A 13,644-nucleotide genomic window follows, 5' to 3' on the forward strand; every position below is an offset into this window, starting at 1 on the left:
AGCCCGGGGGGGGCGGGCAGGGACCGCTAGGCGCACATCTCATAGTACGCATTTGGATACCGGAGTTATACTTCCGACTAGACGAGCCTGGCGGATCGATCGCCGGCCACAGATCGCGCCGCGGGGACAGCGGCAATGCAGTCCTCGGGGCAGGCTCCTCCGGGGGTGCGGGTGTTCCAAGCCGCGGGCGCTGAGCCGACGCTGACCATCTTCGCCGTCTCGGATCACATAGCCCCAGACGGCCCACGCTAGATGTCAACCAAAGCTGGGGCAGTCCCGCTGTTCCATCCAGTGGCCACAGGCGATGGGGAAGACCGGACGGGTGAACAACCGTGAACCCTCGATGATGCCTCGTTAGGGGAAGCCCCACCGGATGGGATGTGGCAGGTGGGGTGAAGGGACTGGCCGCTGGGAAGCGGCGGGTGCCGGCCGGAGACGCGTTTCCGATCGGGTGAGCACCACCGTCCTCGGGGTAGAGAGGGCACCCACCCCGGTCGTGTCTCGCTCGTGTGGAACGTGGCAACCCCGTTGAGGTCCGCCACGCCGATGGCGTGATCGGTAAGCCGACCGCAAGGAAGGCCCAACTCCTCAGCGGGCGAAGGATGACCCACAAGCGAATGCCGGCTTGCCGAAAGGCGACGGGAAACCGCAGGCAGCAGGGGTCGGCCTCCACCGGCGCGTCGGCGGATAACCGGCCGGATACGGGCTCGTGCCCGACCCGAAAGGGGGCTGACAGGAGTCAGGTGAGCTCGTGGAGAGAACGTGACGAGGACGCTGGAACCGACGGACAAGTTGGACGCCGCGATACCGCCGCTGCCCTCGCAGGCAGATGGCGGCGTAGTGGTGAACGGACCCGAGGGCGAGGTCCTGGACTGGCATGCGATCGACTGGCGTGCGGTCGAGGACGACGTACGGCGGCTGCGTGGCAGGATCTTCACGGCATCGCAGGCAAGGGACCTCAAGAAGGTCCGCAATCTGCGAAGCTGATGCTCCGGTCACGCGCGAACACGCTGTTGAGCGTGCGGCGGGTGACCGAGCGCAACGCTGGCCGCTTGACGGCAGGCATCGACGGGCAGGTCGTTTCGACTGCTCACGACAAGGCGCAGCTGGTCGCGTTGATCGATGGCCAGCCGTCGTCTTGGCAGCCGATGCCGGTCAAGCGGGTGTTCATCCCCAAGGCAGGCGGCAAGCAGCGCCCGCTGGGTATCCCCACGGTCACCGCATAGGGCGAGGTCGTCCAGCCGGTCTTCGGTTTCGGACTGGGTGACGGTGACCCATCCGTTCCATCCGCACAGCGGCCAGCGCTTGCGGGTGCTGTTCGAGCGGCAGCTGGCGTCGGGCCGGCTGCTGGTGTGCGACGACGGGGAGTCGGGCACGGTCACGGTGTCTGAGGCGGCCACCGACCGGGCCGGCGCGCCGGCGGATCGGCCGTTGACGTTCGAGCTGCTGGTCAAGCTGCGCGCGGCGGTCGCCGCGATCAAGCGCTGAGGGTGGTTCCAAGATGCTTGACATCGTTCTCTCCGCTCGTAAGTCTTGTATGTGCAGCCGGCGAGGTCGATGACCGCACCGTCGCGGCGGCCGCCGGCCGGGGCTGGATCGCGAACGTCGCCAGGTTGGCGAAGAGCACGGTGGCGACGAGCACAGCGCGCAGACGGACCCCGACGACCACGGCGGTTCTCCCGGTTCGGTGCGCCGCTCCCGTCCCCGACGGCCCCACGCGGCGCTTACCTCTAAGTAGTCGGATTACTACGCTTCGTGACTAGCCGTAGAGTCTGTTCATGCAGCGACCGCCCTGTCCACAGGTACATGAACCCGCGGCTGTCCGGCCGAGGCGCTGGCGGTCCGAGCTGGTAACCCGCGGCGGCATTGAGATGATTACGCACGACGAGATCCGCACCGCCCTCGACTCCGACCTCTCACCGACCAGGGCAGGCTGCAAGTGGTGACAGGTGACGGGGAGCTCTTCACTGTCCTACCCGATCCAGACGGACCGAATTAGTCCTTGCGTTGAGCAATCACGGACCCAGTGCGCGAGGTCCGCACTCACGGGCGGTGTCGTGAGCGTGTAGGTCGCGACCGAACATCAGTCGGGTAGGGGGAGCCGTTGGAGGGGTTGGCCGGTGATCTCGGCGATGAGCTCGAAGTCCTTGTCGACGTGAAGGACCCTGAGCTCTGCGAGTTCTGCGGTGGCTGCAATCAGCACGTCGGGCACGCTGGGCGCTCGGTGCTGCCCGCGGTCTGCGAGTAAGGATTGGACCTCCACAGCACGGTCCTCGATGGCGGGAGTGAGGTACTGCACCGGCATCGACGCGAGCGGTGGACGCGACCAGTCGTCACGGAGTTCCTCACCGTTGCGTGCACTGAAGCCAACCTCGAGCCGGGTGACGGTGCTGATGCACACCAGCCCACGATCGATGCGTTCGGTCCACGCGGTCGCGTCCACGCTGGCGGCCAAGCGCGCCAGTGCCGACTTGTCGATCAGCCACCGGCTCACTCCCAAGCCGCGCGCATCACGTCAGGGTCGGTGAGGTCAGCGAACCGCTCGGCCACGCCGACTTGTCGATCAGCCACCGGCTCACTCCCAAGCCGCGCGCATCACGTCAGGGTCGGTGAGGTCAGCGAACCGCTCGGCCACCCGCTGAAGATCTTCCACCGTCACTGGGTCGGTCGAGGTGGCACCGGCTTGCAGCATCTGACGGCGCAGGTACTCCGCGCGCGAGAGACCCAGCCGCTTGGCCTTGGCGTCGATCGCAGCCACGACATCGTCAGGGACGTCTCGGATGAGCAGATCAGGCATGACGCAACCCTCCTGATATCACATGCTATCATATCGTGCGAGTGCGGTCCTACGCGCGCGCCGTAACCGAAACGCCATAGCGGGATAATGCCCGTAGGCACGCAGGCGGTTATGTGTGCATCCGCCACTCGGCCGCCGGTGCGACGACCGCGCGTATCCCGGTTGGCACTGTCACCGTCAGTTCCAAGGCGCCCAGCGACACCATCGAAGTCGCTCCGTCCGCGCGCCGAGGACCCAGCCAACCATGAACAGATCGCGGCAGGGCGAGCGCAACGATGTCGGCCCACGTCGTGCGGCCTCCGCTGACGGGTACGGAAAGTCAAACTTCGTCAGGGCGGTGCTTGCTGACCGCTTGCCGAGTCGGTCCGCTCACCAGCGCGCGACTGGCTCGTCGACAAGTCCGCCCTCATCCGCATCGGCGACTCCACCGCGGTGGCGACGGGGGACCGCATCGAGCGAGGCTGGTGCGGATTAGCACCGTCACCCGGCTCGCGTCGATACGTCGAGGTTTCGCTGCGTCCGCGACCTGCTGCAGCGCCAGTCCTCGCTCGGTCCGCAGCTGCTTCAGCCGGGTGCGGACCCGCTGGTCCAGGGTCTCGTCGGGCGGTTCCGCCAAGCCGAACTCCCGTGACATCGATGCGTAACTGCCAGTTCGGCGAATCATGTTGCCGGCTGACTCTTGGTTGCGTCACTCTGCGCACCACACGAGAGGACCTCGTATGCCTCCCACGTCCTCCTCCCCCCATCGCCAGGTCGACGTCTGCGTCGTCGGCGGTGGCCCGGCCGCGCTGCCCGCCGCGCTGGTGCTCGCCCGGTCGCGGCGGTCCGTGCTGGTGAGCGACGCCGGCGAACCACGCAACCCCTACGGGTGGGAGGTCCGCGACCGGGTCATCGGCGTCCTGGCCACCTCCCTCCTGTCGCTGCACCAGGCCGGCCTGTTCCGCCAACTCAGCGACCGCGTGTCGGTGCTGGCCCACACCGGCCCGACGCCCGACGCCGACCAGGCCGCGACGCTCGCCGCCCGAGACATCGAGGTGGTCGAGGGCGAGGTCGTCGCCCTCGAGGTGGACGACGACGTGCTGGGCGGCGTCCGACTGGCGGACGGTCGACGGGTGGCACGTGACGTGCTGGCCGTCGCCCCCCGGTTCGTCGCGCGGTCCGGGCTGTTGGCCGCACTGGGCGTCGACACCGTCGACCATCCCTCCGGTGCCGGTGCGCACGTGCCCGCCGACGCCATGGGCGCCACGAAGATCGCGGGCGTTTGGGTGGCGGGCAACGTCACCGACCCGAGCGCACAGGTCATCACCGCAGCGGCCCAGGGCAACCGCGCCGGCGCCGCGGTCAACGCCGACCTCGTCGCGGAGGACGCCGCTTACGCCCGGGACGGTGCGTGATGCACGACCGCCACGACGACGCCCGCGACTGGGACCGGTTCTACACGGGCGATGGCGACGACGTCCCCCACTGGTCGGGCCAGCCGAACGGCACCCTGGTCTCCGAGGTGTCCGGCCTCACACCGGGCACCGCCCTCGACGTCGGGTGCGGCGAGGGAGCGGACGCCATCTGGCTCGCCCGGCAGGGGTGGCAGGTGACAGCGGTCGACCCGTCCCGCGTTGCGCTGGACCGAGCCGCGGCCGCCGCCCGCGCGGTCCGGGTCGAGGTCACGTGGGTCAACGCCGGGCTGCTCGGGATGCCCGACGGGCCCGGTTCGTACGACCTCGTCTCGGCCCAGTACCCGGTGCTGCTTCGCACGGATGAGGACGCCGCGATCACGACGCTCCTCCGAGCGGTGGCACCCGGCGGCAGGCTGCTGTTCGTCCACCACCAACGGGACCCCGCGCACGCCGCCGAGCACGGATCCGACACCGCCCCGTACGTGATGCCCGCCGACGTCGAGGCGCACCTCGACGACGGCTGGGAGGTCGAGGTCCACGAGGCCCGACCACGCCCCGGACCGGTCGCACACGAGGCACAGCACGTCCGCGACCTCGTCCTGCGGGCCCGTCGACTCGCAGTGACCACACCCTGACGTCCCGGCATCGCGGATCCAGGGAACCGTGGCCATGGGGGGCTGATCGCTGATGTGGTTCGCTCATGCTTGCTGCGAGCATCCGCTGGCGCTGAGATGGCCGTCCCCCGAGAGCACGGCAGAGCTCAGGCGGTTGCCGACCCGGAGCAGCTGGTGTGGACGAACGACGGTGGGTGGCGTTCCTGCGAGGGATGAACCTCGGTGGGCGTCGGGTAACCAACGACGAGCTGGTCGGTGCCGTGAGGTCCTTCGGCTGCGACGACGTCGAGGCGTACCAGGCGAGCGGGAACGTGGTGTTCAACGACCACCGCGACGCCGACGAGCTCGCCGACGCGCTGGAGAACGGCCTCGCGGCCGAACTCGGCTATCCCGTCCCGGTCTTCCTCCGCGACGCCGACGAGGTGCGGGCGGTCGCAGCGGCGTCCCCGTTCACGGCCGACCAGCTCGCGTCGAGCGATGGCAGACGCCAGGTCGTCTTCCTCCACGACGAGCCGTCGGCCGATGCGCTCCACGAGGTGGCCGCGCTGTTGCCCGATGGTGACGTGCTGGTGCCCGCGGGGCGTGAGCTGCACTGGCTCCCAGCGGGGGGGCTGAGCGACAACGGGATGGACCTCCACCGTCTCGACCAGCTCACCGGCGGAACGACGATCCGCACGCACGGCACCGTCCAACGCATCGCAAGGAAATACCTCTGATCGTCACCAGTCGCTCAGAACGGTCAACCGTCTCCATCGGTCCCGCCTCGTTACGGGCGGACTGGTAGAGCCGTCCCTGAGACAGGGACAGGATGGACATCAGACGGGTCGTCCCCGTTATCCGCGATGACGCGACAGCGGGGCACGTCCCGACATGACGATCGAGTCGCGGACGTCGACTGCAGCGCAAGGGTCAACGGCGTCCAGACAGACTGACGCGCACCTGGCTCCCGCGGGTCGCTGCTGACCAGCGGTGTACATCGGACGGACGCTGACCGATGTCCATGCCCGTCGCGGAGCCCGGAGGCGTGGTCAGTTCCGGTGGTCGGCCGGATGCGCGTCACCGGCGACAGGTAGCGTCCCACCATGCTCACCCCCACACCACCCACGGAGCTGGGGCGCAACGTCATCATCCGCCCCGGCCAACCCGTCCCCGACGTCTGGTCGCACGCCCCACAGCTCCACATCACCGCCGCCGACGCCACTGACACCCCCCGCCTATCGCAGCTGGTCGAGCGTCTCACCGTCGCCTGGGCCACCCGGACCCCCACCGTGCTGAGGGTCGACCACGACGTCGCCTTCCCCCGTGACGAGACCACCACACTCGACCCGTGGCTGCTACCCCACGACTTCACGTTCCTCGGAGAACGCGCCCGCTGGCTCGCTGCCGTCAACAGCTACGACGCCACCGACGGAAGCCCGACGTGGCCGCACATCCGGCACGCGCTCACCCGCGGCGCCGGACCGTCCGACCGGGCCGACGTCGCCCTGCCCGACGGCACCCACGTGTGGCTCGACGGCGGTCCACGCACCAGCCGACCGACCGTGCGCACCGTCCACATCGACCAGCTCACCGTCGACCGGCCGCTGACCGTCGAACGGTGGGCACCATCCACCGACGGGCTGGCCGCCGACCAACGCGCCGCCGTCGAAGCTGACGAGTACGCCTGCCGGATCGTCTCACCGGCCGGGTCCGGCAAGACCCGGGTGCTGACCGCGCGGCTGCGTCACCTGCTCGACGGACGTGGCTGGCATCCTCAGCAGGTCACCGCCTTGGCGTACAACAACCGGGCTGCCGCCGAGATGCGCGACCGCACCGGCGACCTCGACGGCAACGTCCGCACCCTCCACAGCCTGGGCTACGCCATCGTCCGTGACGCCGTACCGGACGTGCGGATGCTCGACGAACGCGGCCAACGTGACCTGGTGGCCCGTCTCGCACCCGTCCGCCCTGCGGCGAACACCGACGTGTACGCCCCCTACCTCGACGGGTTCAGCCGCGTGCGGCTGGGTCTGGTCGCACCCGACGCCATCGAGAACGCAACCGACGACGTACCACAGTTCGCACGCGTCCTGCACCGGTACCGCGCCGAATTGTCCGCCCGTCACCTGATCGACTTCGACGAGCAGGTCCACACGGCGCTGCGGGTGCTGCTCACCGACCCGCAGCGGCGACGCCGCTGGCAGCACAGCTGCACACACCTGCTGGTCGACGAAGCCCAAGACCTCACCCCGGCGTTCTGGCTGATGCTACGTCTGCTCGCCGCCCCACAGATGCAGGTGCACGCCGTCGGGGACGACGACCAGACCCTGTACGCGTACGTCGGCGCGTCACCCACGTACCTCGTTGACTACGCCAAGCTGTTCCCCGCAGCCGGCAGCCACGCGCTGGAGGTGAACTACCGCTCCCCACCCGCGGTCGTTGACGCAGCGATCCACCTCCTCGGACGTATCCCACCCACCGGCCGGGTCGCCAAAACCATCCGCGCCGCACGCACCGACCGGGACGCGGACGCGCTGACCGTCGCCCGGGTCGACGCCGCGGACCAGGCTCGCTACGTCACCGACAAGATCACCGGGCTGCTCGACCGGGACGTCGCCCCGGGCGACGTCGCGGTGCTATGCCGCGTCAACGCGCTGTTGCTGCCCGTCCAGGTCGCCCTCAGCGTCGCCGGTATCCCACACACCGCGCCGGTCGGCCCGCAGGTGCTGTCACGCACCGGCGTGGCAGCCGCGCTGGCGTGGCTGCGGGCCGCCACAGCCGGCAACACCATCCCCGGCGACGCGTTGGCGGAAGCAGCGAAACGCTCGTCAGCGAAGATCCGCGGCGAGCACCTGCGGACCCTGGCGTCGCGCACGTGGACCGAACGCAACCTGCGGCAGCTGAGCAAGGACGTCGGCGGCTGGGACGCGACCCAGCTGGTCGACTTCTTCCAGCAGCTGCGTGACGTGCGGGTGGCCGCACGCGTATCGACCGCCGCCGCGTTAGCGGCCGTACGTGACGTCGGTGGTCTGGACGCCGCCGCCGACGAGCTCGACAGGTCGGTCAGCGCAGCCCGACAGTCGAACTCGCATCTGGACGAGCTCGACGCGTTGACGCAGGTCGCCGACCTGCATCCGGATGCGCCCACGTTCGTCGACTGGTTGGGCGACCAGCTAGACGCACGAGTCGACCGCGACGGGGTACGGCTGGCGACGGTCCACTCCACGAAAGGCATGGAGTTCGCGCACGTGTTCGTCTACGCAGCCAACGACGGGATCGTCCCCCACCGGCTCGTCGACGACCTCGACGAGGAACGACGCGTGTTCCACGTGGCTATCACCCGCGGGAGGACGTCGGTGGATGTCGTCGCGTCGAAGGCGGCCACGTCGCGGTTCGTGTTCGAGCTGCGACCACCGTCCAAGACCGACCCGCGACCCACACCGGACAGCGGTCGCCCCGCGCGACGCCGAGGCGGGGCGGGGACGCGCGTGCAACCGACACCCCGGCGACGCGGCTCGACGGTCGTCGCCGCGGTCGGTGACCGGATCACCGCGTCCGGTGGCATCTCCGGCGAGATCGTCGACATGAGCGACGATGGCGTGTCCATCGCGTTGCGGTCAGGTGGACGCGTGTCGGTGCGGTACGGGTCGCAGGTCACCGGCCCTGATGGCCGACTTGGCACGCTGACCGCCAGCTGACCCGCACCGGACTCAGGCAGGCCCCGGACCGTCGGATGCTCTCCCTGTTCAGCGCGCGCGAAAAGCGTGGGGCCAGCGTCAGCCACGACGGAAGTCCGCGCAACACCCTGGAGTTCACGACGCCGTGGGTGCAGCCGATGGGGAGGGAGGGAGCTATGACGTTCATCTACCCCCAGCCTCGGGACACCGGTCGTGTGCGGAGCTGACACGGTCGCCGCCGGCCTCGGATCTTGTCGTGGGCGGGCAGGTCCCACCGTGGCGCGCCAATCGCGGTCGTGCCCGTTGCGGGTTGCTTCGGGAACGCGCGGCTGTCGGTCGGACCGGGTGCATCCACTGCGATGCGGGCGATCGTGGGAAGGCCGGTCGCGGGCTGTAGCCTGACGGCCCGCCTCCGGGTTCCGCCTTTGACGGGCTCCGTCCGGAGAGCCGGGATGGTGTCGAGCACGGCGGGCGTCGCCGTCGCCGAGCGCCCGGGAGGGTGTGGTCATGAACGGTGAGCAACTGAGAGCAATGCAGGCCCCGCTGAAGCAGCGCTACCGCGACGCGCCCCAGAGCGCGCTCGTCACGCTGGAAGCCAGCGGCGATCTCGGCGGCGAGGGACTCACCTGCTCGGTGCGGACCGGCCGCGCACTCGTCGAAGCGGGCTTGCACCCGGCCACCGGCGGGGATGGTCTCTCGGCGTGTTCCGGAGACCTGCTCCTCGAAGCGCTCGTTGCATGCGCAGGCGTCACGCTGCGGGCTGTGGCGACGGCCCTCGACGTCCCGATCCGTTCAGGAAGCGTCCGCGCTGAGGGAGACATCGACTTCCGCGGGACGCTGGGCGTCGATCGTGACGCGCCGGTGGGGTTCCGCAGCATCCGCGTGACGTTCTCCCTCGACACGGACGCGGACGACGCGACGCTGGGCCGTCTGATCGAGCTGACCGAGCGTTACTGCGTCGTTCATCAGACACTCAGCGGCGGAGCCATTCTGTCCATGGGCGTTGACCGGCCAATCTCTTCTCCTTTGTAAGAGCAACCGCGTCTTCAGCGATCATCTCCACGACATGCCGATCGAGATGATCGGCGATGTCCTGCCCGCGGACCAGCAGCTTTGCAGCGCGCCCTCATGGGACCCTGAGTCGACGGCTTCACGTCCTCGCCCACGTCTTTGGGCGGCCCTAGGAAAGGGACCACCTCACCGAGGCAGGCAGAACGACGGTCAGGGGACGTCTGGGAAATCTCTCCGCCGACGACGACGGCACGACGTGCTGTCGGGTGGCCAGCGACTTCGACCGTCGCGGCGGAGGTGTGTCACGAGCGTTCGTGACGTGACGTCCGTCTTGGGTGGGGTTGTGGACCGTCCACGGCGACGGGTCTCCCCACGGGGGACCATGGCGACGACACGCGGACTTGCAGTCACCCATCGGCGGATGGGCCTCCGCGGTCGCCGCCGTCTTCGGGGTCGGGTGGCTCGGGCGGGGCGTCACCCGGCCCGAACAGCGTCGAGGGATCGTCTGGGACCTCCTCTCCGCCGGCCATGCGCGCCAGCCAGCGGGGCGGGTCGGCCAACTCGTCGGCATCGGGGAGGTTCTCCGGGTGCGCGAGCGCGCGGCGCAGCCCCTCAGGACCGCGTGCGTCGACGACGGCCGCGACGAAGCGATCGCCGATGGCCTCGTCGCGCGGGCGCAGGTCGAGGCCCAGCAGCTGCTCGAGCAGTCTCTCACCCTCGCCGGCGGTCGCGCGCCGGCGTCGCAGCACCTCCTCGACGCGCCCCAGGTTCGGTAGCCGTGGCGTCGCCGCGGCGCGGACCTCGGCGCGGGTCCACGCCTGCAGGAGCGACACCACTCCCTGCAGACGCTCAAGGACCCGGCGTTGGGCGGCGGTCGGTTCCAGCCGGAATTGGCTGGCCCGCTCCATCGCCTGCTGGAGCGCCTCGGGATCGTCGGGATCCACCCCGGCCATGACCTCGCGCGAGAGGTCCATCAGACGCTCGGCGTCGATCTCGGTCCCTGCCGCGAACGTCGCAACCAGGCGGTGGACGTGACCGGCCAGCCAGGGGACGGCGTGGAACTGACGGCGGTGGGCCGCTTCGTGCAGCGCCAGCACCACGCTGACCTCGGTCGCGTCCAGGTCGTAGCCGGTGAACGCCTCAGCAGCGTTGACCGCGATCCGGTAGGTCGTGGCGGTGTCGGCCGTGGGGATCGCCAGGTCGAACTGTCCCAGCAACTGCCGTGCGAGTTGACCGATCACCTGGCCGGCCTGCATGCCCATCAGGACCGCCCCCATCGGCTCGAGCATGCGACGCAGGTCGCCCAGCACCGCCCCGAGATCCAGACCGCCGAGCTCGACGCCGAGCGCCTCCATCGGAGCCTGGTCCTCGACGAGATCGGCGAGCGCAGCGATCTGGGCCTGAGCGACCGGTTCCACCAACGGCCGCAAGCCGTCCACGGCCGCGTTCACCCACGTCTGGCGGCTGACGACGGCCAGACGCCCCGCATCGGGCGGGGCCGGCAGGGAACCGTCGTCGAGCCAGTGCTCGGCCAGGCGGAGCGCCTCGGCGGCGCCTGCGACCTCGTCGGGGGTGGGGGGACGGTCGCCGCTGGCGGCCAGGTGCAGCGCGCCCTGGCGGGCCAGGTCCCAGTTCACCGGAGCACCGCCGGTGGCGGCCATGGCCCGGCGCAGCTGAGCGAACAGCTCGGGGCCGCCCAGCTGCTCGAAGAGCCCGGCGAGATCGCCGGGGACCTGCGGCTGGTCGTCGCCCGCTGCGTCGTTGCTGTCCTCGGGTGCCATGGTGAGAGTCTCGCAGGGCCGCAGCGTCAGTGCGACCGCGGCCGGCCCCGGCTGCACCTGGGGGAGACGGAGCGACCGTCCCCGCACTCAAACATCGCCGTGGAGGCGGCTCCTGTCCCTTGAAGAACGGCCAGGAGAGTGAAGCGACTACGCTGACCGGCCAGTCCCGCCGAAGGCTACGCAGAGATGGGCACCAGCGTCGCCATCACCGGCGTCGGCGGCCTGCTGGGGCAGCGCCTGCTGGGACGGCTGTCGACCGACGCTGACGTCGAGCGTGTCGTGGGCCTCGACGTGACCCTCCCAGCCGACCTGCCGGTCGGGGACACGGTCGACCTGCAGCAGGCCGACGTGCGAGACGCCAACCTCGCCACGCGCTTCGCGGGGTGCGACGTGGTCGTCCACCTGGCGTTCTTGATGGACGAGGTCGGTGACCGTGCGGTGATGCGCTCTATCAACGTCGACGGGACGCGGAGCGTCTTCGAGGCCGCACGACGGGCAGGCGTCGCCAAGGTGGTGTACCTGTCGTCGGCCGTGGCGTACGGCGCGCACCCCGACAACGACGTCCCCCTCACCGAAGACAGCGCCCTGCGGGCCAACCCTGACTTCGCCTACGCCGAGGACAAGCTCGCGGTCGAACGGTGGCTGGAAGGGTGGCGCGACGAGCACCGCGACGTCGAGGTGGTCGTGTTGAGGCCCTGGATCGTGGCGGGCCGCGACGTCGATAACTGGTTCGTCCGCCAGCTCGTCGAAGGCACCACCCTGGGTCTGCGGCGAGTGTTCAACGTTCGCGGCTACCGACCGCCGTGGCAGTTCGGCCACGTCGACGACGTTGTCGCCGCGATCACCCACGCGATGCGCCACGACCTGTCGGGGCCGTACAACGTCGCGTGCGAGGGGTGGCTGTCCTACGACGAGTTTCTCGCGATCACCGGCTTGAAACCCCTGTCGATCCCGGAGGGTCAGGCCTTCGCCCTCGCCGAGCAGCTGTGGAAGCTCGACCTGGTCGGTGGGCCTCCCGGAGCGGTGCACTACGTGATGCACCCGATCGTTCTCAGCGTCGAGCGGCTGGTGGCCACCGGCTGGCGGCCGCGGCACACCAACCGTGAAGCGCTCCGCGAGTTGCGTGAGGCACACGCCGAGTGGCTCCCCGTCAAGCACGGGGTCCGGGTGCGCCGCCGCGACGTCCGCATCGGTGCCGCGCTCGCCGGGACGCTCGCCCTGCTGGGCACGGCCGCAGCCGTCGTCGGCCGGGACGAGTGACGTGGACCAGGTCGGCCAGCTCGTGCCTGCGTTCGAAGCGCGGGAGGCGTGGACGTTCGGCCTCGTGGTCGTCCTGGCCGTCCTGCGCCCCGTGGGTCGCCGCGGGTGGCTGGCGGCGGCCGCGCTCCTCATCGTCGCCGTCGGGGCGCTGGGCACCACCCAGCTCGGCGGTCCGGCGTGGCCAGTGCTGGCAACGGTCGGGGCACTGTCGCTGGCGGGCCTGCTGGCGCTGACGGCCGTCACCGAGCCGCTGCGCTGGGAACCACGGACCGGCCCGAGCGCCGCGACCGCGCTGATCGCCGGGGCGCTCGTCGTCCACGTATCCGTCGCGCTGCACACGGCCGACGTCCTGGCGCTTCTCTCCGTCGCCGCGATCGTGTTCGGTGCCGAGCGGCTGGGGCGCCGGTGGGGGTACGTGGGCACGGCACGCTGCACGGCCGCGGCCGTGGCGTGGGCCCCACCGCTGATCCTCGGCTACCGCAGCCATCCGACCGCGCTCGTCGCCGCGGCCGCGCTGGTGTGGTCGTGGTGGGCCCTGGTGGAGATGTGGGGGGGACGCCACCGCCCGGGGCGCCTGGCCGCCACCAGCGGGGTCCTGTTCGGTGCCGCGGTGGTCGCGGCGCCCTGGTCGCTGGTCGCGACGCCGCCGTGGGTGCGCCGCCTGTCCGCGCGGACCGCCGGCTGGTTCGCCGGCGGGGCGTTGGCGGCGTTCGCCACGGCGGCAGCGGGACTGATGCTGGTCGATCGGGAACTGCCGGGGCTGCCAGACCTGTCCACCGTCAACGTTGTGGCGGTGGGTGTGGTCGCCGCCGTCGCGACGGCGGCGTTCGCGGTCCGCCGGCCCCTGTCGCCGACACGGCTGTCCGCGGTGACCGCCGCGCTGCTGCTGACGGCCCTCCCGTGGTGGCTCGCCGGCGACGTCACGGCCGGCCCGGTCGCAGCGATGCCGTTCGTGCTCCTGGCCGCGGTCGCTCCCGACCGGCCCGAGGAGCGCTGGCCGCCCGACGCGGCCGTCCCTGGTGACGCTCGGGCCGAGGTCGGGGCGTGACCGCCGGGACCTGTCCGGATGGACGCTGACGCCCTGGCCGGGACAGCGGTTGTTGGGCCCAGACGCTGGCAGTACCGTCGGTC

11 protein-coding genes and 1 pseudogene are annotated in these 13,644 nt (G+C 70.5%); 9 read left to right on the forward strand and 3 right to left on the reverse strand.

Annotated features, from left to right (window positions below; all coding sequences use genetic code 11):
* Positions 1-762 precede the first annotated feature (762 nt).
* Both KY462_00005 and KY462_00010 read left to right on the forward strand, forming a co-directional pair.
* A pseudogene (locus KY462_00005) lies at positions 763-1,226 on the forward strand (reverse transcriptase N-terminal domain-containing protein).
* 43 nt (positions 1,227-1,269) lie between these two features.
* Positions 1,270-1,488: a hypothetical protein gene (locus KY462_00010; GenBank protein MBW3576130.1), complete on the forward strand. Its 219-nt coding sequence runs from the start codon at positions 1,270-1,272 to the stop codon at positions 1,486-1,488.
* Positions 1,489-2,083: 595 nt separating this feature from the next.
* Here the strand turns inward: KY462_00010 and KY462_00015 are convergent.
* Both KY462_00015 and KY462_00020 read right to left on the reverse strand, forming a co-directional pair.
* Complete coding sequence (locus KY462_00015) at positions 2,084-2,500, reverse strand: PIN domain nuclease (protein ID MBW3576131.1); 417 nt, start codon at positions 2,498-2,500, stop codon at positions 2,084-2,086.
* A gap of 75 nt (positions 2,501-2,575) precedes the next feature.
* Positions 2,576-2,797, reverse strand: coding sequence for a ribbon-helix-helix protein, CopG family (locus KY462_00020; GenBank protein ID MBW3576132.1), 222 nt, complete (start codon positions 2,795-2,797; stop codon positions 2,576-2,578).
* 719 nt (positions 2,798-3,516) lie between these two features.
* Here KY462_00020 and KY462_00025 point away from each other — a divergent pair.
* The 5 genes from KY462_00025 to KY462_00045 all read left to right on the forward strand — a co-directional run bounded on the left by KY462_00025 (position 3,517) and on the right by KY462_00045 (position 9,493).
* Complete coding sequence (locus KY462_00025) at positions 3,517-4,191, forward strand: hypothetical protein (GenBank protein MBW3576133.1); 675 nt, start codon at positions 3,517-3,519, stop codon at positions 4,189-4,191.
* The gene (locus tag KY462_00030) at positions 4,191-4,826 is read left to right on the forward strand and encodes a methyltransferase domain-containing protein (GenBank protein ID MBW3576134.1); all 636 of its coding nucleotides are present in this window, start codon (positions 4,191-4,193) and stop codon (positions 4,824-4,826) included. Before KY462_00025 ends, KY462_00030 begins: the two co-directional genes overlap by 1 nt.
* A gap of 155 nt (positions 4,827-4,981) precedes the next feature.
* Positions 4,982-5,521, forward strand: a complete 540-nt coding sequence (locus KY462_00035) for a DUF1697 domain-containing protein (GenBank protein MBW3576135.1) — start codon at positions 4,982-4,984, stop codon at positions 5,519-5,521.
* Between the two features lie 366 nt (positions 5,522-5,887).
* Positions 5,888-8,482 (forward strand): UvrD-helicase domain-containing protein, encoded by a 2,595-nt coding sequence (locus KY462_00040; protein MBW3576136.1) that lies wholly within the window; start codon positions 5,888-5,890, stop codon positions 8,480-8,482.
* Positions 8,483-8,968: 486 nt separating this feature from the next.
* Positions 8,969-9,493, forward strand: a complete 525-nt coding sequence (locus KY462_00045) for an OsmC family protein (protein MBW3576137.1) — start codon at positions 8,969-8,971, stop codon at positions 9,491-9,493.
* A 386-nt stretch (positions 9,494-9,879) separates the two neighbouring features.
* Here the strand turns inward: KY462_00045 and KY462_00050 are convergent, their stop codons facing one another.
* Complete coding sequence (locus tag KY462_00050) at positions 9,880-11,340, reverse strand: zinc-dependent metalloprotease (GenBank protein MBW3576138.1); 1,461 nt, start codon at positions 11,338-11,340, stop codon at positions 9,880-9,882.
* Positions 11,341-11,439: 99 nt separating this feature from the next.
* Between KY462_00050 and KY462_00055 the strand changes: the two genes are divergently transcribed.
* Together KY462_00055 and KY462_00060 are read left to right on the forward strand one after the other, a co-directional pair.
* Positions 11,440-12,513, forward strand: coding sequence for an NAD-dependent epimerase/dehydratase family protein (locus tag KY462_00055; protein MBW3576139.1), 1,074 nt, complete (start codon positions 11,440-11,442; stop codon positions 12,511-12,513).
* A gap of 1 nt (position 12,514) precedes the next feature.
* Positions 12,515-13,561 (forward strand): hypothetical protein, encoded by a 1,047-nt coding sequence (locus tag KY462_00060; GenBank protein ID MBW3576140.1) that lies wholly within the window; start codon positions 12,515-12,517, stop codon positions 13,559-13,561.
* The last annotated feature ends 83 nt before the right edge of the window (positions 13,562-13,644 follow it).

The organism is Actinomycetota bacterium, from assembly GCA_019347675.1.
Lineage (GTDB): Bacteria > Actinomycetota > Nitriliruptoria > Nitriliruptorales > JAHWKO01 > JAHWKW01.